The 18593-nt window shown below is 62.6% G+C and carries 14 protein-coding genes and 1 tRNA gene; 7 read left to right on the forward strand and 8 right to left on the reverse strand.

Annotated features, from left to right (window positions below):
• The first annotated feature begins 28 nt into the window (after positions 1-28).
• Positions 29-205 (forward strand): hypothetical protein, encoded by a 177-nt coding sequence (locus BJ122_RS19265; protein ID WP_181418929.1) that lies wholly within the window; start codon positions 29-31, stop codon positions 203-205.
• A gap of 295 nt (positions 206-500) precedes the next feature.
• Positions 501-1004 (forward strand): hypothetical protein, encoded by a 504-nt coding sequence (locus BJ122_RS19610; RefSeq protein WP_245407693.1) that lies wholly within the window; start codon positions 501-503, stop codon positions 1002-1004.
• Between the two features lie 197 nt (positions 1005-1201).
• Here BJ122_RS19610 and BJ122_RS10605 read toward each other — a convergent pair whose 3' ends face one another.
• From BJ122_RS10605 to BJ122_RS10635, 7 genes are all read right to left on the reverse strand, one after another.
• Positions 1202-2152 carry a GIY-YIG nuclease family protein gene (locus tag BJ122_RS10605; RefSeq protein WP_110781003.1) on the reverse strand — a complete coding sequence of 317 codons (951 nt, stop codon included), beginning with the start codon at positions 2150-2152 and terminating at the stop codon, positions 1202-1204.
• Positions 2149-3858 carry a restriction endonuclease subunit S gene (locus BJ122_RS10610; protein ID WP_110781004.1) on the reverse strand — a complete coding sequence of 570 codons (1710 nt, stop codon included), beginning with the start codon at positions 3856-3858 and terminating at the stop codon, positions 2149-2151. Before BJ122_RS10610 ends, BJ122_RS10605 begins: the two co-directional genes overlap by 4 nt.
• Positions 3855-5312 carry a type I restriction-modification system subunit M gene (locus tag BJ122_RS10615; protein WP_110781005.1) on the reverse strand — a complete coding sequence of 486 codons (1458 nt, stop codon included), beginning with the start codon at positions 5310-5312 and terminating at the stop codon, positions 3855-3857. Before BJ122_RS10615 ends, BJ122_RS10610 begins: the two co-directional genes overlap by 4 nt.
• 114 nt (positions 5313-5426) lie before the next feature.
• Entirely contained in the window at positions 5427-7871 is a 2445-nt protein-coding gene (hsdR, locus tag BJ122_RS10620; protein WP_110781006.1) for an EcoAI/FtnUII family type I restriction enzme subunit R, read from the reverse strand.
• A gap of 384 nt (positions 7872-8255) precedes the next feature.
• Positions 8256-8332, reverse strand: a tRNA-His gene (locus BJ122_RS10625).
• A gap of 151 nt (positions 8333-8483) precedes the next feature.
• Positions 8484-8921 (reverse strand): phasin, encoded by a 438-nt coding sequence (locus BJ122_RS10630; protein WP_110781007.1) that lies wholly within the window; start codon positions 8919-8921, stop codon positions 8484-8486.
• 275 nt (positions 8922-9196) lie between these two features.
• The gene (locus BJ122_RS10635) at positions 9197-9580 is read right to left on the reverse strand and encodes a phasin family protein (RefSeq protein ID WP_110781008.1); all 384 of its coding nucleotides are present in this window, start codon (positions 9578-9580) and stop codon (positions 9197-9199) included.
• Positions 9581-9910: 330 nt separating this feature from the next.
• On the opposite strand from BJ122_RS10635, the gene BJ122_RS10640 reads away from it, so the two are divergent.
• From BJ122_RS10640 to BJ122_RS10660, 5 genes are all read left to right on the forward strand, one after another.
• A complete protein-coding gene (locus tag BJ122_RS10640) occupies positions 9911-13366 on the forward strand; it encodes a PAS domain-containing sensor histidine kinase (RefSeq protein WP_110781009.1) in 3456 nt (1151 codons plus the stop codon).
• Positions 13367-13404: 38 nt separating this feature from the next.
• Positions 13405-14145: a Crp/Fnr family transcriptional regulator gene (locus BJ122_RS10645; RefSeq protein WP_027276510.1), complete on the forward strand. Its 741-nt coding sequence runs from the start codon at positions 13405-13407 to the stop codon at positions 14143-14145.
• 225 nt (positions 14146-14370) lie between these two features.
• Positions 14371-15387: an extracellular solute-binding protein gene (locus BJ122_RS10650; RefSeq protein WP_110781010.1), complete on the forward strand. Its 1017-nt coding sequence runs from the start codon at positions 14371-14373 to the stop codon at positions 15385-15387.
• 166 nt (positions 15388-15553) lie between these two features.
• A complete protein-coding gene (locus BJ122_RS10655; protein ID WP_110781066.1) occupies positions 15554-17212 on the forward strand; it encodes an ABC transporter permease in 1659 nt (552 codons plus the stop codon).
• 172 nt (positions 17213-17384) lie between these two features.
• Positions 17385-17984, forward strand: coding sequence for a hypothetical protein (locus BJ122_RS10660; protein WP_110781011.1), 600 nt, complete (start codon positions 17385-17387; stop codon positions 17982-17984).
• Between the two features lie 297 nt (positions 17985-18281).
• On the opposite strand, the gene BJ122_RS19455 is transcribed toward BJ122_RS10660, so the two are convergent.
• A partial coding sequence (locus BJ122_RS19455) for a hypothetical protein (RefSeq protein ID WP_210205449.1) occupies positions 18282-18593 on the reverse strand: 312 nt, incomplete at its 5' end.

Here is an 18593-nt window from a genome sequence, read left to right on the forward strand (position 1 = left end):
CTACGATCTCCGCCGGAGGGGCCGCAGCATGGATCAGCAAGAGCAGATTGCGCGGATCGAGCGCGCTCAGGAAGAGACCCGCGCGTTCGTCGCCGAACAGCGCGCGCGGGCGCCGAAAGCACTCAATGTTTGGCCGTTTGCTGTCGGTGGCATGGTTGCCGGCGCGGCGCTGTTCGGCGCTGGCATGATGTTCGTCGCGGCATGATTGAAGTCGCCGCCATTTCACCATTCGAGACTCTTTCGCAAAAGGCCATTCAATCTAGGTAAAAAGGTACTGTGAACGGGGTAGCGGTAGCGGGTGACGCGCGACCCCGACATATCGCTAGATGCAAACTTTCAAAAGATTGTTGTTTTTTAACACATTATTGCGCACCCCTTCAGCGTGTGCGTTTCCGCAATCGTAGGGAGCAACTCGAACACAAAGGGCGATTGCAATGGGCTCATAGATAGCAGCCCCAAAACCGAAGATCGCGGCATCCGATAAACCAAAGGCCGCCGCAATGCCCGATCCCTCAAACTACCTTCACGACCCTGTCCGAGGCCCGCTGTATCGTCCCACACGCCCGGCACGGCCGAACCGCAAGAAGCGCACCGTCACTATGCCGGAGCGCGTCGGGCCGCACGTCAAGCTCGTCTTCGCTGAAATGGCGCGGCTTCGCTTCACCTATGATGAGGTCGAAGAAGGCAGCGGCGTTCGTCGCGCCAGCATGAAGGCATGGCGAAAGAAGAACCGGCCAGGGCTCGAAAGCTTGGAAGCCGTGCTCGGCTTCCTCGGCTGGGATTTCATCGCCGTGCCACGCGCGAAGGCGCTGCCGGAGGAAGTCGTCGCCGAGCTGAAGCCGATCGCTGACAAGCTCAGTCTGACCATGCCGCAGACGGTCGCCGCACTAATCGAGATCGTCACCGGCATCCATGATCGGTTTCCAGCGCATCCGCGCGCCGAGATCGTCGAAGGAGGCGTTGCGCAGGCTGCCGAACAGCCAGCGCTTCGCAACATGCACTAGCACTAATCAAATAGCCTCACCAAAGGTCTCTAATCACTCCTTCCTCTGACGAGTGTTGCAGCCATCGTGATGGGCTGTCGCTTCTACGAGCGCCGTCAACTCTGTCCCCGGGCTCGGAAGCCCTCCGTTAGCACGCATCAATCGTGCTCATTCTCTTCACCACTCCACGCGGAAATCCTACGGCATCAATCTTTCTTTTAGCGTCCAAATCGTGAGACACCTGGTATCGACGCAAATATGCTTTGAGCAGTCGAAATCTGGCCCTGGAAAAACTCTCCACCCAGGCTTTCCATTTCCCTACATGCCCGGTCTTTGAATGCCTGCTCGGCGGCTTCAGCCGACTTCCGATCAACGTACGGTTCTGATTCGAGCACCATTGACCATTTGCCAACGGCCGCGGGCGGGAAGCCGGCGTTGAGTTCGGAAACCCGCCGCCCCAAATCGTTCGACACCCCGATCTTAAGCAACACAGATTTGTCGAATTGCGGCTTGGCCTTTCCTCGGAGCGCAAAGCCATCACCCTCGAAATGCGCCAAGTAAAGCCGCGTCGGTCCGTCCTCGTACGTGACGACTCTTTCGCCGAAGCTGCCGGGGAAAGCACGGGAGGGGTGGAAGACTCGAGCCAAGATGCCTTTCAATAGACCTCCTTCGGACAATGGAGGCTCGCCGAAGACGGCGACTTCGGTCACCCTAATCTTTAACGCCCGGTCAACTTCGTCCGCTTCCAGGGGCGGATTCCACACTGCAATCGCCTGTCCTGCCTCGGGCCGATAGGTCGTCGGCGCGATCCTCTCCAAGAGAATCTGCTCGTCGACCCGCCATGCTCGTTTCACTGGGATCGCGTAGGTCCACTTATCCTGCCAGCCATTGTCGCGTTTTCGCTGCATCCCAACGCTGGAGGCCTTATCCCTATCCCGGATCGCGCGCGCCTCAACCTGAAGGAAGCCAAGCACCTTGTGGCGATGGGACTTATCCGTCTCGGCACTCGATGCGCCGTAGATCATGAACAGATCGTCGTCCTCGATCAAACCAAGCATCCGGTCCCGTGGGCCTTCCTCGGTCCAGCCGATGTAGCCATCTTCCTCAGGGCTGAACCCGTAGAACGAGCGAAGCCAGATGCGACGAGGTTTGGCTGGCAGGTCGCTCATTCCGCCGCCTCCATCTCGCGATCTTCGACCGGTGTCAGCGCCTCAGCCAGCAGGGCGTCGAGCAGGCGGCGTCGGGTTTCGGCAGCAGCGGTGAGGCTCGCCTCCAGCTGGTCGCAGAGCGCCATCAGCGCATCGACCTTGGCGACGATGCAGCGTTGTTCGGCGAGTGGTGGAACGGGCACAAGGATGTCCGACAATGCCGATTGATTAATTTTTGGCATGGCTACGCGATTGTCCTCACTTACGGCCTGCGAGACAAATGCCTGAGTAATCATGAACTTCACGAGGAAATCAGCGTCGATCAGCGCATGGATGGGATACATGTCCGCGCTGCAAAGGCCATCAAATTCAACCCTCGTCACCTTCGCCAGATTTGGACGTATTTTTGAATACAGGATGGCACCGGATGAAAAGAGATGCTTGCTGCTAAAGACACCCGCCTCGCCAATCGAGACATAAGGCAGAAGCCTAGCAGTCCAACTTTCGATGTTGTCCGGTGCAATGTGAGGCTTTTCCCTATACCGTTTGGGATCAACCAAGTTCGATTGGATTGACGCGACCTGATTAAAGCGAGCAATCGCCCACCTAGGTGGAAGCGGGAAGAGTTGGTCGTCGTCAAAGATTGGCTTAACGGGCTTAGGCTTATTCAGCACGCCATCTCGAACAGCTCGCTCGAACTTTGTCGCGATCCGGTTCAGCAATTCCGATGCAGGTTCTTCATTCGCGTCCTGTGCCACGAGCTTACCGCGCACCGCGAGGTTGAGGATGGTCTGGCGCAATTGCTTGATCTGATCGGGCCGCGACGTGAGGGCCGGCAACGCGTCGAGGGCGAAGCGCGCATCGGACTGGAACGCCTCGGGATCCGGCTTGTTGAGCCGCGCGAGGCTCGCCGCCGTCAGCCGGTCGCGCGTGGCCTCGCGGTTTGCCCGCGCCGCCTCCAGCCGGTCGCACAGCGTCATCAGTTCGTCGACCTTGGCGACGATGCGGTGTTGCTCGGCAAACGGCGGGAGGGGGACGACCTGATGAATAGCCATTTTTGTCGTTAGCTCAACCTGATTAGTTGAGCCGGCAGCGCGCTCTTCGATCAGCGCATATACATGGTCGGACCGAAGCCAAGTGCGAATGTATTCGGGATCGACCTCTAAACACCTGACGACGGTGACGTGACTATCACAAACGAGCTTTTCAGGCGTATCAACGAGCCTAACAACGCGGCCAATGGTTCCCGTTCCGGTAGAGTTCCACACCAGATCCCCGTCGCGGAGAAAACGGATTTCCTCGTAGTCGGCTAATGATTCTATGGTGACTTGTTTCGCTACGGAGAGGTCGAGCCCGCGCCATTGAACACACTTCTGCGAGACGACAAGAGAGCCATCTGACGCCGCATATTTTGGCGACTTTCCGCGCTGAATGTAAGACGTCACCATCCCTAAACGCGTCCACCGCCAGCTCCCCGGAATATCGAAGGGAGCATCGTCCTCTGCCGACGCGAGCGGCTTCTCGTTCCTGATCTCTCCCGCCCTTACCAACCGCGCCTTCTCTTTTGCGATGCGCTCTAGTAGCTCCGACGCCGGCTCGTCGTTCGCATCCTGCGGCACCAGCTTTCCGCGCACAGCCAGATCGAGAATGAAGCGGCGCAGCCGTGCAATAGCATCGGGAGCATCGGCGATCTGCTCATAGCGCTCCATCAAACGATCTGCATTCATCGTGCCAGCGCCTCGGCAAGGATCGCTTTCAATTGGTCTCGCAAACGCGCGGTCTCCGCCTCGGCGGCGGTGAGGTCGGCTAGCAGCGCTTCAGGGTCGCCGTGATCGTCGGCCACGGTGTGCGGGTTCTTGATGTCGAGGTTGTAACCCCGGGCTTTCACATCCGCAGCGGTGACACGCCAAGCTTGTGGAGTCTCTTTGCGGCCCTTCCGCTCCTTGCCGCCCCACCAATCGATGCAGCCCTGAAGATCCTCCAGCCGGATCGGCTTGGTCATCGAATAGGCCTTCTGGCCCTCTGGCACGCGGTGTTCGTAAAACCAGGTGTCCTTGGTCGGCGCGCCTTTCTCGAAGAACAATAAGTTCGTGCCAATGGAGGCATAGGGCTTGAATACTGAATTGGGCAGCCGGACGATGGTGTGGAGGTTACACTCCTCGATCAGGTGCTCCTTGAGCCGAGTCTTGATGCCCTCGCCGAACAGGGTGCCATCTGGCAGAACCACGGCGGCACGTCCGCCGGGCTTCAAGAGCCGAACAATCAGCGCCAGGAACAGATCGGCGGTCTCCTTGGTCCGGAAGGTCGGAAAATTGTCTTCGATACCGTCTTCCTCGCGGCCTCCGAATGGCGGATTGGTCAATACGATATCCACCCGCTCGTCCTTGCCCCATGAGATCAACGGGCGGGCCAGCGTATTGTCGTGGCGAACGAAGCTCGGGTCTTCGATGCCGTGCAACAGCATGTTGGTGACGCAGAGCATATGCGGAAGCTGCTTCTTCTCCACGGCGCGCAGGCCGGCCGCCATTTTCTCCCGCTGCTTCGGCGTGCGGACGTAGTTTTGCTGCTCCATATGACGAATGGCGCAGGTCAAGAATCCGCCCGTTCCGCAAGCAGGATCGAACAGCGTCTCGCCGGGATGAGGATCGATCCGATCCACCATGAACGCCGTCACTGCGCGGGGAGTATAGTATTCGCCGGCATTGCCTGCCGATTGCAGGTCATTGAGAAGCTGTTCGTAGAACTCGCCGAAGTGCCGACGCTCATCAAGATTGTTGAAATCGATCTCGTTGATCTTGTTGACGACTTGCCGGATCAGATGCCCCGACTTCATGTAATTGTAGGCGTCTTCGAAAACATCACGGACCACGCGGCGCCGATCGCCCGGCTTGCCCGTGGGTCGAAGGTCCTTTAGCGCGGGAAACAGCTCATCATTAATGAAGTTGAGAAGCGCCTGTCCAGTGATGCCTTCCGGATCGGCCGCCCAGTTCCGCCACTGCAGCTTGGACGGGATCGGCGAGCGATAACCGTCGTAAGTTAACTCTAGTTCCTGATCCTGATCGTCAATGATCTTGAGGAAGAACATCCAGCAAAGCTGGCTGATGCGCTGGGCATCGCCATCGACGCCGACATCCTGCCGCATGATGTCCTGGATGGATTTTACGGTAGTTCGAACGATCATAACTCGGTAGCCTTGCATCCTTTGCGTGGATTGCCGCCTCGGTATCGCACATACGCAACTGGGCAGCCGGCAGCCCATCAAAGATGCTGCCCTTGCACAATCTGATGGAAATCCTCACGCAGTCTCTTGATAGAGCGTTTCCTGTAACTCATGAACAGCCTTCTCAAAGCTCAACTTTCCTCCAAAAGCATTGATGAGCTGCACGACACTTCCCATATCGCTGAACGGAATCACCTTCAGCACATTCGTGTCGTCTAGATTGAGAACGCCATCGTCGCAGTATTTGTCGAGCAACGCATCAAGCACGGCGCGCGCCTGGGGACCGTACTTTGCAAAAACGTCTCGCTTCCTGACGCTGTCCACCCGTTCGCGCCGGGTCAGCGGCTTCTGATCGAATGCGATGTGGCAGATCAAATCGAATGGATCGAGGTTCTTGCCAATCTCATCGGCAACGACATCCAGCGCCAATCCCTCGGCCTCCAATTCTTCGACGATCGCCTGCTTGCGCTCGGCAGACTTCCAGCGCTTGAGGAAGTCGTCGAGGCTGGCAAACCGTCTCTTCAGCGCAGCTTTGGTGAAATCGCGCAAGCTTTCGGTGACGAGGCGGCCGTTTTCGTCGAGATACTCGATTCGTTCAGCGATAACCTGGGCGCCAACGCCATCAACATAGATCTTGCGTGCCCCTCCACCTGGTCCCGGAGGCACTCTCGGCCCATCGATGATAGTCTCGTCTTCCCCCGCCTCATATGGCGCTTGCTCGTTTTCTCCGAAGCCGTCGGGCGTCTCGTCGGGCGGGCTGACCGGATCGCCCTCACCCGGCTGGTAGATCTGCACGGGATCGCCGTCAAAATCAGGGTCCGCGAAATGGCCGGTCGCGCCTCGGAAGTCGATCAACGTGAAGTAGAATTTTTTGGTGTCTTCGTGAACGCGGGTGCCGCGCCCGACGATCTGCTTGAACTCGGTCATAGACCCAACTTCGCGATCCAAGACAATGAGGCGGCAGGTTTGGGCGTCTACTCCGGTTGAGAGCAACCGCGATGTTGTAACCAGCACCGGATAAGTCGATTCTGGATCGATGAAGTTGCCGAGTTGATCCTGGCCATCCTTGTCGTTTCCGGTGATGCGCATGACGTAGCGATGGTTCTGCGCGACAAGATCGCCGTTCTCATTCACGAGCGCCTGCCGCATACGAGCGGCGTGTTCCTGGTCGACACAGAAGACAATCGTCTTCTGAAATCGATCACCGCTTTCTTTCAAGAACTCCGTAACCTTCTTCGCCACCAGCTTTGTTCGATCGTCAAGAACCAGATTACGGTCGAAATCCTTAGCATTGTAGATGCGGTCTTCAACCTCGACTCCATCTCTGTCGAGTTGACCAAATTCCGGACGGTAGCCCTCGACGTCGCGATCGATGTGAACCTTCACGACCTTGTACGGAGCGAGGAAGCCGTCGCTAATGCCCTGCTTCAGTGAATAGGTGAATACGGGCTGGCCGAAGTACTCCGTGTTGGAAACGTATTCGGTCTCTTTGGGCGTAGCCGTCAGGCCGATCTGCGTGGCTCCGGAGAAATGGGTAAGGATTTCGCGCCAGGCAGAGTCTTCAGCGGCGCTGCCGCGATGGCATTCGTCGATGACTATCAAATCGAAGAAGCCTGACGAAAATTCTTTGTACAGCTTCTGCCGCTCTTCCGGGCCGGTGATCGCCTGATATAGGCCGAGGTAAATTTCGAAGGCCGTGTCGATCCGCCGCTTCTTGTCGAGAGCCAGGGTTAGGTCGACCTTGCTGCCGTCCTGCCGTTCGATCGTCTTCGACTCGGTGGAAAGCTTCGCCATCGCCGGACCGAATGGCCTGAAATCGTTGACCATCGTCTGATCGATCAGAACATTGCGGTCAGCCAAGAACAGGATGCGCTTCTTGCGACCCGCCTTCCACAGCCGCCAGATGATCTGAAAGGCGGTGTAGGTCTTGCCGGTTCCGGTCGCCATCACAAGAAGGATGCGATCGCGTCCCTTTGCGATTGCTTCAATCGCGGCGTTGACCGCGTTCACCTGATAGTAGCGCGGCTCCTTGCCGCTGCCGTCGTCGTAATAGTCCTGCAGGACAATCTGTTCGGCTTCCGGCGTCAAACCTTTCCAGGCCCGATAGCGCGTCCAGAGGTCTGCAGGCGAAGGAAATGCCTCCATTGCCAGCGTGGTCTCCACAGCGCCGGCAGAGGCTGTGCGGTCATGAAACACGAAGCCATCGCCATTCGAGGAGAATACGAACGGGATGTTGAGCGCTGTCGCGTATTCCAGCCCTTGCTGGATTCCGGCTCCAACGCTGTTGGCATTGTCCTTGGCCTCGATCACAGCCAACGGGATGTTCGGCTTGAAATAGAGGATGTAGTCGGCCCGCTTGGCCTTTCCGCGGCTAACCAGCTTCCCCCGAACGATGATCCGACCCTTGGTAAAGCCGACTTCCTCGCGAATTTGCACCATCTCGTCCCACCCGGCCTTCCGTAGCGCAGGCGTGATGAACTTGGTGCAGATGTCCCGTTCGCTTAATGAGCGCTTGTCCATAAGACCGGCGGATCATCCGATAGGGAAGAAGGCGGTGGCAGCGCTCTCACGGCCGACGCACGGTAGCCAAGCAACGTCTCGGATAAATGTGAGCATGCAAAAAAGACTCTTCATTGCCCCTTCCTACAGCGCGAGAGTGGAGCATGAAACAACCAGAAACTGAAGTTCCGGAATTAAGCAATTGGGGGCACGCGGCGCGCGATTCTTAACGCCACCTTTCCCAAGCAACCGACTGGATTCCGCTTGGAGAGCACTTCGGATGCCACCGCGGGCTATGCGATAGAAAGTGGGACTTAAGGTGGGACCTGGAAAAGGTCGATGCGCACAAACCGGAAACTGCGCAAATTTACCGCCAGCCATGTTTTTGATAGTGCTGGATTTTTATGGTACAGTTGGGTGGGTTCGAACCACCGACCTCCTGTTCCACAGACAGGCGCTCTAACCAGCTGAGCTACAACTGCATCCGTGTGCGGCCGTGGCCGCGGACGCGCGGAAACTAGGTGCAACGCGTCGTTTTGGCAAGGCCGAACCTGCGACCGCGACGAACGTCTACCCAAAAAAACAAGCCCGGGCAAATCCCGGGCTCGTTGGCATCGACGGAACCCGGCAGCTTTAGGCCGCGGGCGGCGTGAACATCTTGGAAGCGCCGGCCTTGAGCGGCTCAACGGAGTCGGTCGCGAGCTTTTGGGTCAGCTCGACCAGCTCCTTGGTCTGGGTGGCCACGCTCTCGACCTGCTTGCGGGTGTGAACGCTGAGCAGATCAAAGGCTTCCGGCAGCGTCTTGGCGCCGACCAAGCTCTGCGCCAGGTCGAAAGAGGCCTCGGTGTTCGACTTTACGATGTCGAACAGTTTTGCCGAATAGTCGCCCGCGCCCTTGCTGACCGAGGAGAACGCGGCCTCGATGGCATCGTTCTGGGTTTCGGCGGCGCTCTTCAGCCGGCTGTAGCTTTCACGCGCCTGCGACATCCCCTGCTCGGCAAATGCACGCATCTGTTCGGGCATCTGAAAGCGGAGCACGGAAGCGGTGAAGGGATCGGTCGAATCGGCCATGCACGCGAGTCCTTATAAGAATGGGGTTGAGGCAATCAGTTCAAAATTGGGACCGATTGACGCCCTGGCCGCTTGGCCCCGTCCACGTCGCGCGGTCTGCAGGCCGTTGATCAACAGCCTGTGAACGGTACCTACCATTTTCTTTGTGCATTGCAACATAAATCATTCCACGGCGCGGGATCGCGTCGTAACCGCCTTGCCCGCCAACGAAATCGGCGGCGGCCCACAGGACCACCGCCGATTCACAAACACGGATTATGCTGCGCCGCGAACGGCTATTCCTTGGGCCGTCCGGCGTCCATCGCGGCGCGGCTGACGATCTGGCCGAGCTCGCTGGCCTGTTCGGCGAGCGCCTTCATCTGGCCCTGCACATATTCGGTGTGCAGCCGCATCACCTCGGTGAGATCCTTGGCGTGCAGCAATTGCTGGGCATAATCGAGCGACACGGTCACGTTGCGTTCGGCATAGGACACCGCCTTGGCGGCGACATCCTTGGCGCCCTCGCGCACCGACGCGCCCCGGCCTTCAATGGCGTTCGCGGTCTGCTGGGCACTGGAGAGCATGTGCTCGAACGCCTTGCGGGCCTGATCGAAGCCGGCTTCCGCCATGCTGCGCATCTCTTTCGGAATCTCGAAGCGATCCCGCCCATTCTGTTCCATGACTACCACTCCTTTTGAAATGCGGGCGCTTTCCGCCCGTTTCCCCCACCGATCCTCGTCACTTGTAAGGTGGGCTGAACTCGCCCGTGTGACGTAGGCCGAACACACCCCATCGTGGACCATTGGCAGCTTTTTGCAATCCCACCGCGCGTCTGGCGCCCAGGTTCTGCCGAATCCGGCCGTTAACGTTATCTCCGCTTTGGCACCCTGGCAGTCGCCGCGGTCATGGACCTGATGGCGGCCGGAGGCGATACTAACCAATTGTTAAGGCTATTTGCCTTGGCGAGAAGCCGACCGGGCCGTCAGGCCCGCGTCCCTGCAAGAGTGCCGATGACGAATACCAACGACCAGTTGCGAGGCGTGGATGACCCGCGTCTTGCCGTTCACGCCACCAGCGCCCGCGCGGCCTGGCTGTGGACGCTGGATGGCGCCCGCATCATCTGGGCTAATCCGGTCGGCGCGCGCGTGTTCGGCGCCGGCAACAGCGCAGCGCTCGCCGCCACTCCGCTGCACCCGGCCGATGGCCGTCGCCGCCAGATCGCCAGACTGGCCCCGCGGCTGACCGGCCATGCCCCACGCCTCGAGCGGCTGCGCGGCTTTGGCGCCGCGATCGGCGCGCTCACCACCTGCGCCTGCAGCCGCCTGGAATTTAGCGATGGCAGCGCCGCGCTGCTGATCGTCACCGCCGAGCCAGTGCCACGGCCGATGCCAATGGTGGAACGGCTGCAATGCCTGGTCGAAGGCATCGACACCCCGATCGCCAGCTTTGCCCCGGACGGGCTGTTCATCGGCGCCAGCGCCGCGGCGCAGACGCTGATCGGCTTCCGGGATCTCAGCAATGGCACCATGGACGCGGCGCGCCAGCGGGCGCTCGCCGAGGGCCGCGCCGAATTGCCGATCGGCATCGGCCATATGGTGTTGCAGCGAATCGGCTCGGGTGCCGAGGTCGCGCTGGTGGCGCTGCTCGCCCCCGGCCCCGCCGAACCGCACAGCGCCGCCTCGCCGCCACCGCCCGAACCGCCGGCTGACGAGAGCAATACCGAGGCCGCGCCGGTGATGACCGCACCAGCCCGGCCGGAACCGGAGCCGGAGCCGGAACCGACGCCCGCCGAGGTCGCGGGCCCGGAAATCGCCGCCGAGCCGGAAGCCGTCATCGAGACCGAGCCCAGCGCGCCGGAGACTTCTGTCGAATCGATCGCCGCTGAACCTAATGCCGCCCCGGCTGATCAAAGCAGCGACCAGGACGCCGCGCCCGCCGCCGCTCTGGAAGCTGATCTGGAAGAAGTCGCGTCTGCCAGCGCGCCTGAGCAATCGGCAAAGCCGATCGAAAGCGAGCCGGCCGAGATCACCGAGCCCGGCCTCACGGATCAGACCGCCAGCGAACCGGCCCTGGCCGCGCCGCCTGCGGAACATCAGCCTTGCGCCGATGCGCAATCGGCCACGCAAGCCGTCGAGGACAACGCTGAGGAAGCGCCTCCGCAGACGGCAACGGCCGATACCGACAACGAACCCGACGCCGAGGCCGACGCGGTCGAGGGCTCGCCGGCCTGGTATGAAGAACCGCTAAAGCAGCCGCGCCGCCATCCGCTGCGCTTCACCTGGCAGCTCGACGCCGAGCAGCGCTTCTCGATCGGCTCGGATGAATTCAGCCGGCTGATCGGGCCGCGCACGGCGGCCGGGTTCGGCCGGCCGTGGCGCGAGATCGCCGACCTGTTCCAGCTCGACCCTGACGGCGCGTTCGCGGCCGCGATTGCCAGCCGCCGCACCTGGAGCGGCGTCACGCTGCAATGGCCGGTCGATGGACCGCAACAACGGCTGGCGGTCGAACTATCCGGCCTGCCCGCCCAGGACTACGACGGCCGCTATATCGGCTATCGCGGGTTTGGCGTGTGCCACGACCTGGAAGCGCTCGACCGGCTGGCGGCGCTGCGACGCGGCGACGATCAAGCCACGGCGCCGCTGGCCCAGCCGCTGTCCGCCGATCGCCCGCAAGCGGCCACAGCGCCGAGCGCCGACCATTTTGAGAGCGACGCGCGGCTCGACGCTGCGCTGCTCGTCCCCCCCACTGTCCCGGACATGCCCTTGGATACACCGCATAACGTGCTGCCGTTCCGGCCGGCCAATGATGACCGCGCGCTGGTGCTGACCCCGGTCGAGAACAACGCGTTCGACGAGCTGGCCCGGCAATTGTCGGCCAGGCTGCAAAGCGACGGCCCGGAGGGCGAGCCGGCCGACAGCGAGCCGACCGCCGAGCCGAGCGTGGCCGCGCCGGAGCCGACCGAGCCGCTCAGCGTCACAGCCAGCCAGGAGCTGGCGCTGATCGATCTGCTGCCGGTCGGCGTGCTGCTCTATCGGCTCGACCGGCTGATCCACGCCAATCCGGCGTTTTTGACGCAAATGGGTTTTGCCAGTTTCGCCGCGCTGCAGGCGGCCGGCGGCGTCGATGCGCTGCTGGTCGAGACCGAGAGCGGCGACAACCATTCAATCGACGTCGGCTCGGCGATTATCATTTGCCCGGCCCATGCTTCCGCTGAACATCCCTGCCCGCCGGCGCGCGCGCAGCTGCACGCCATCGAATGGGACGGTGAGCCGGCGCTGGCGCTGATGCTGGCCGCCGCGGCGCAAGCCCCGACGGCGCCCTCGCCTTCGATCGTCGCCAGCGCGCCCTCGGCCGCCGGCCATGCCAGCGCGGAAGAACTCGGCGCTATTCTCGACGGCGCCGCCGATGCCATTGTGATGTTCGATGCCGAAGGCCGCATCACCGCGTGCAACCGCGCCACCGAAACGCTGTTCGGCTATCGCGGCGATGAACTACTGACCATGACGATCGCCGAACTGATCGCGCCGGCGAGCCGTGACGAGCTGCAACGCTACCTCACCACAGTGAAGCAACGGGTGGTGAGCGAGCAGGACCTTGGCCGCGAATTGCAGGGCCGCACCAAAGCGGGCTCGACGATCGCGCTGTCGGCGCGGATCGGCCGCACCAGCACCGATGGCGACAACTACTTTGTGATGCTGCACGATCTGTCGCAGCAAAAACAAAGCGAAGCCGAATTGACGCTGGCGCGCCGCCAGGCCGACCATGCCGCCAGCGCCAAGACCGATGCGCTGGCGCGGCTGAGCCATGAAATCCGGATTCCGCTGAACGCCATGCTCGGCTTTGCCGAGGTGATGATCGAAGAACGGTTCGGCCCGCTCGGCAATGAGCGCTATGCCGAATACATGAAGGACATCCGCGCCTCCGGCGAGCGAGTGATCGCGATCGTCGACGATCTGTTGGAATTGGCGCGGATCGAGTCCGGCCGGATCGATCTCAACTTTGCCGAGTTGCAGCTCAACGAGATCGTTGAGCACAGCGTTGCCGCGCTGCAGCCGCAGGCCAACCGCGCCCGCATCATCATGCGCAGTTCATTGGCGCAGCAGCTTCCCACAATCAGCGCCGATGCGCCGGCGCTGCGCCAGATCGTGGAAAGCCTGATCGCGACCTCGATTCAGCTCGCCAATGCCGGCGGCCAGGTGATCATCTCGACCGCACTGTCGGATGCCGGCGAGGTGATGCTGCGGGTGCGCGACACCGGCGACACGCTCAATAAGGACGAACTGGCGGCGGCCATGCAGCCGTTCCGTTCGGCGGCGCCGAGCGATGCCGCATCCGAAGCCTCGGCGGTCAGCCTGTCGCTGACCCGCGCGCTGGTCGAGGCCAATCGCGGCCGTTTCCAGATCAAAACCGCGCCGCATTCCGGTACGTTGATCGAAGTGGTGTTCGCCCCGGCGAAAAAAGCATGAGCTGAGCGCGCGATCGCGGCGCTGACCAAGGATCTGTGATGGCTGCGGTGGACAGCTCGATGATCGCCGATCTGCCGCTGTTCAGCGGGCTAGAGGCCGCTGATTTGCAGGCGATTATGCGTGACGCGCGCTCGCATCGTTTTGCGAAAAACACCGCGATCTTTCAGCAGGGCGAAGACGCTCATTCGTTCTTCCTGTTGCTGCACGGCCATGTCAGGGCCAGCAAGATCACGCCCAGTGGCGAGCAGGTGGTGGTGCGCTATGTGGCGCCCGGCGAAACCTTCGGGGTCGCGACCGCGATCGGGCTGCAGCGCTATCCCGCGACGGCGACTGCGGTCGATGACAGCGTGGTGCTGTCCTGGCCGGCCGCGTCATGGCCGAAGCTGGTCGAGCGCTACCCGGTGCTGGCCGCCAACACGCTGCGCGCGGTCGGCACCCGACTGCAGGAGAGCCATACCAGGGTGATCGAAATCTCGACCCAGCCGGTCGAGCAGCGTGTCGCCCATGCCTTGCTGCGGCTCGCCAAACAATCCGGTCGTCAGCTCGAACAGGGCGTCGAGATCGCCTTCCCGATCGGCCGGCAGGATATCGCGCAGATGACCGGCACCACGCTGCACACCGTCAGCCGGCTGCTGAGCGGCTGGGAACAGCGCGGCTTAATCGCCAGCAGCCGGCAGCGCATCACCTTGCGCGATCTGCACGGCCTGATGAAGCTCGCCGAAGATCCCGCATCGAAGGGTGAGGTCTCCAAGCCCGACCCAGCAAAGCCCGACGCTTAATATCGCCGCTGGCACCAAGCGCGGCGCCGCCCTCGCCTCACCACCCCCCACCTTGCGCGCTGGCGTTGCAGTGATCGCCAGGTTGCAGTGCCCTGAAAACGGTTGGCAGACACAGCGCCCGCCAAGCCCACGACTTGGAATCGCTCTAATCGCGACACCCGGTCGCTACTCCTCAATGACACCACGCGCTAGTGAGTGGCATTCTTGATTGCCAGGAGCCACCGCATGCCCCGATTTCGAGCCATCGCACTCGCTGCCCTTGCCTTGGTGCTGCCGGCCACCGGCAGCCGCGCCGCCGATCAGGTGAATGTCTACACCTATCGCGAAACCAAGCTGGTGCAGCCGCTGTTCGATGCCTTCACCCGCGAGACCGGGATCGCGGTCAATGTGATCTCGGCCAGTTCAGGGCTCGAACAGCGCATCAAGGCCGAGGGCGCCAACAGCCCCGCCGACGTGCTGCTGACCGTCGATATCGGCCGGATCGACGACGCCGTGCAGGCCGGCATCACCCAGCCGATCAAATCGGCGGTGATCGATGAGATCGTGCCGCCGCAATATCGCGATCCGAACGGCCACTGGGCCGGCATTTCGATGCGGGCGCGCGTGATCTATGCCGCCAAGGACCGCGTCAAGCAGGACAGCATCTCCTATGAGGAGCTGGCCGATCCGAAATGGAAGGGCAAGATCTGCATCCGCTCCGGCCAGCACATCTACAACAACGCGCTGTTTGCGGCCTATCTCGCCAAATATGGCGAACAGAAAACCGAGCAATGGCTGCGCGGGCTGAAAGCCAATCTCGCGCAAAAGCCCTCCGGTGGTGATCGCGAAACGGCGCGCGACGTTGCCGCCGGCAAATGCGACCTCGGCATCGGCAACACCTATTACTGGGCGCTGATGATGAACGCCGATCCCGACAAAAAGCCATGGGCGGAAGCAACCAAGGTGCTGCTGCCGACCTTTGCGGGCGGCGGCACCCACGTCAATCTGTCCGGCGTGCTGCTCACCCAGCACGCGCCGAACAAGGCCAATGCGGTCAGGCTGATCGAATGGCTGGTCGGCGACAGCGCGCAGCAGATCTATGCCGACAGCAATTACGAATATCCGATCCGTCCCGGCGTGCCGCTCAATGCCACCATCGCCGGCTATGGCAAGCTGATCGCCGATCCGATGCCGATCGCCAAGATCGCCGCGCAGCGCAAGGCGGCATCGATACTGGTCGACAAGGTCGGCTTCGATAATTGATCGCCGCCCGGCATAGGTCGGCGATCGGACCAGCCCGGCCATGACCGCGGTCGTGCAACCGACACCGACGGCGTCGTTGCACGACCGACCGGCCCTCCAGGAGCAGCGGGTGCGGCAGCTATCCAAAGATGAGGCCTGGTCGCGCCGCATCATGGTGCGCGACACCATGGTCCCGATCACCACTGCGGGGCGCGCTACGCCGCGCGCCGATCTCGTCGCGCTGATCCTGGCACTCCTCACCGCGCTGCTGGTGGCCGCGCCCGTGCTGAGCCTGCTGCTGATTGCCTGGCAACCGGCCGGCGATGTCTGGCCGGTGCTGCTGGCCTATGTGCTGCAACCGGCGATCACCGACACCGCGCTACTCGTGCTCGGCGTCGGCACGCTGACCTTGCTGATCGGCGCCGGCACCGCCTTTCTGATGACCTCGTTCAATTTCCCCGGCCGGCGCGTGCTGTTGTGGCTGCTGCCGCTGCCATTGGCGGTGCCGACCTATCTGGTCGCCTATGTCTATGTTGATCTGTTCGAGCCGCTCGGGCTGATCCATCGCGCGCTCACGCTGGCGCTGCCGAGCGCGGACGCGCTGGCGCTGCTGCCTGCGCTGCGCTCGCTGCCCGGCGCGGTGCTGCTACTTGGCCTCGTGCTCTATCCTTACGTTTATCTCGCGGCGCAGGCGCTGTGGCAGGCGCAGAGCGCGGAAGCGAGCGAAGCGGCGCGTGTGCTGGGCGCCAGCCGCAGCACGATCTTTTGGCGGATCACGCTGCCGATGGCGCGGCCGGCGCTGGCGGTCGGCGCCGCGCTGGTGGCGCTGGAAACGCTGAACGATATCGGCGCCAGCGAATATCTCGGCGTGCGCACCCTCACCGTCGCGGTATTCACCACCTGGCTGAACCGCGGCAGCCTGGCCGGCGCCGCGCAATTGGCGCTGGTGCTGCTGTGCTTGGTCGCGCTGTTGATCGCGGTCGAGCGCATTGCCCGGCGCAAAGCGAGCGTCGAACTGCCATCCGAAGCGACGCGGCTCAAGCCGCGCACCACGCTGCCAGCGCGCCGCGGCTGGGCCGCGCTCGCGATCTGCCTGCTGCCGCCACTACTCGGCTTCATCGTGCCGGTGCTTTATCTGCTCGGCACCGCGCTGCGCCGCGCGGCGCTGAGCGGCATCGATCCATCGCTGTGGCGCGACGCGCTGCACACCGTGACGCTGGCTGTGATCGCCACGGGGCTGGCGCTGCTGCTGGCGCTGATCGTGATGCTGGCGCAGCGCTGGCGTTCTGACCGGGCCAGCAACATTGCTGCATCGGTGGCGCAGCTCGGCTACGCGCTGCCCGGCACCGTGCTGGCGCTCGGGCTGCTGACGCCGCTGCTGGCGTTCGACAACGCGGTGGCGGCGATCGCGGCGTCGATGGGCAACGCGGCGCCGGGCTTGCTGCTGATCGGCTCGGGCGGCGCGCTGGTGCTGGCCTATGTGATCCGGTTCCTGGCGGTGCCGACCGGCCTGCTGCGCGCCGGCCTTGAGCAGATCCCGCGCGACTATGACGACAGCGTGCGCGCGGTCGGCGCCGGCCGCCTGACCGCGCTGTGGCGCATCGACCTGCCGCTGCTCAAGCCGGCGCTGCTCGGCGCCGCGATCGTGGTGTTCGTCGATTGCTTGAAGGAACTGCCGGCGACGCTGCTGCTGCGGCCGCTCAATGTCGAAACGCTGGCGACTTCGATCTATCAATATGCCAGCCGCGGCTCATTCGAGGACGGCGCCATGGCCGCGCTGATCATCGTCGCGGCGAGCGTGCCGCCGGTGATCTGGCTGACGCGCTTTGCCGAGCGCAGAAGCTGACAATCATTGTCAGGCGCGGTGTCAAACCCAGGCCCAATTTCCAAGCCAATTCACGGGCCGCATGCTGGCGCTGCGCCGGCGGGAAACAAGCACAACTGCGACCATCGGCTGCACGCGCTGGTCGCCCCGGCCCGCAGCCCCTATAATTTCGACCTCACTTGAGGAATGTCTGATGCCCCAGCTCGCTGCCTCAACCGGATGCGCCCTCGCATTGGCCGTGCTGTGCCTGAGCGGGCAGCCGGCGACAGCCCAGGTCGCGCCGATCAGCTATTGGATTCCGGGCGGGCTGTTCGGCTTTGGCAGTGCGGCCAGCGGCAGCGCGCCGACCTATGGCGACTTCCCTGGCTTTGACGCAGCAGCCGGCGAACAGCGCAGCGGTTTTTCGTTCCGCAGCTATGAGTTTCAGGTCAATTCGTTCGCGGGCGGCTATGGCTGGAACGGCATTGGCGGCTACGGCAATTTCAGCGCGCTGACCCGCGAGGGCGCCCAGCTCAATTACGATTTCAAGGGCGTCGGCAATCTTCCGATGGCGTTCATTGCCGGCGTCGATACGCTGAAATACAAGCCCGACGTGTTCAATTCGCTGACCGGATCGGGCACCGAGTCGACCGCGGCTTACGGCTTCCATGCCGGCGTCGAGGTCCGACCGACATCCAATCTCAGCCTGTCGGTGTCGGCCGGATATGTGCAGCCCAATGGCCGGGTCGATAGCGACATCCGCTCGTCACTGCTGCCCGGCGAGTCGCCGATGTTTGCCGGCGGCCGGCGCTAGTTTGTTTAACAGCGCCCTCTTCTCCCTCCCCCTTGTGGGGAGGGTGGCCCGGCGCAGCGAAGCGAAGCCGGGTCGGGTGGGGGTACGCAGCGCAATCAGCGCAGTCACAGCCAGGACAACGAAGTCCAGCAGTGTGGTGACGATCGTGGTGTGATGTTCCACGCTGGTGGTGAACGGGAAGCACAAGCCCCCCACCCGGCCGGCGATGCCGGCCACCCTCCCCACCGCTACGCGGGGGGAGGGATGGTGCCCGCGGCAAGGATGATTTCCAGACCGAACTCACAGGCTGAACCAAACTCAGCGGATGATCAAGTTCACAGACAACGCACGCTCACAGCACCACGCGATGAGTGAGTGGCGCAGATGCGGCGCCCTCTTCTCCCTCCCCCTTGTGGGGAGGGTGGCCCGGCGCAGCGAAGCGAAGCCGGGTCGGGTGGGGGTACGCAGCGCAATCAGCGCAGTCACAGCCAGGACAACGAAGTCCGGCAGTGTGGTGACGATCGTGGTGTGATGTTCCACGCTGGTGGTGAACGGGAAGCACAAGCCCCCCACCCGGCCGGCGATGCCGGCCACCCTCCCCACCGCTACGCGGGGGGAGGGATGGTGCCG

The sequence above is a fragment of the Rhodopseudomonas faecalis genome, assembly GCF_003217325.1.
Lineage (GTDB): Bacteria > Pseudomonadota > Alphaproteobacteria > Rhizobiales > Xanthobacteraceae > Rhodopseudomonas > Rhodopseudomonas faecalis.

Coding starts and splice junctions, on each gene's coding strand:
- BJ122_RS19610 (WP_245407693.1), top strand. CDS start 501: ATGCCCGATCCCTCAAACTACCTTCACGACCCTGTCCGAGGCCCGCTG.
- BJ122_RS10650 (WP_110781010.1), top strand. CDS start 14,371: ATGCCCCGATTTCGAGCCATCGCACTCGCTGCCCTTGCCTTGGTGCTG.
- BJ122_RS10655 (WP_110781066.1), top strand. CDS start 15,554: ATGGTCCCGATCACCACTGCGGGGCGCGCTACGCCGCGCGCCGATCTC.
- BJ122_RS10615 (WP_110781005.1), bottom strand. CDS start 5,312: ATGATCGTTCGAACTACCGTAAAATCCATCCAGGACATCATGCGGCAG.
- BJ122_RS10605 (WP_110781003.1), bottom strand. CDS start 2,152: ATGAGCGACCTGCCAGCCAAACCTCGTCGCATCTGGCTTCGCTCGTTC.
- BJ122_RS10660 (WP_110781011.1), top strand. CDS start 17,385: ATGCCCCAGCTCGCTGCCTCAACCGGATGCGCCCTCGCATTGGCCGTG.
- BJ122_RS10645 (WP_027276510.1), top strand. CDS start 13,405: ATGGCTGCGGTGGACAGCTCGATGATCGCCGATCTGCCGCTGTTCAGC.
- hsdR (WP_110781006.1), bottom strand. CDS start 7,871: ATGGACAAGCGCTCATTAAGCGAACGGGACATCTGCACCAAGTTCATC.
- BJ122_RS10610 (WP_110781004.1), bottom strand. CDS start 3,858: ATGAATGCAGATCGTTTGATGGAGCGCTATGAGCAGATCGCCGATGCT.
- BJ122_RS10635 (WP_110781008.1), bottom strand. CDS start 9,580: ATGGAACAGAATGGGCGGGATCGCTTCGAGATTCCGAAAGAGATGCGC.
- BJ122_RS19265 (WP_181418929.1), top strand. CDS start 29: ATGGATCAGCAAGAGCAGATTGCGCGGATCGAGCGCGCTCAGGAAGAG.
- BJ122_RS10630 (WP_110781007.1), bottom strand. CDS start 8,921: ATGGCCGATTCGACCGATCCCTTCACCGCTTCCGTGCTCCGCTTTCAG.
- BJ122_RS10640 (WP_110781009.1), top strand. CDS start 9,911: ATGACGAATACCAACGACCAGTTGCGAGGCGTGGATGACCCGCGTCTT.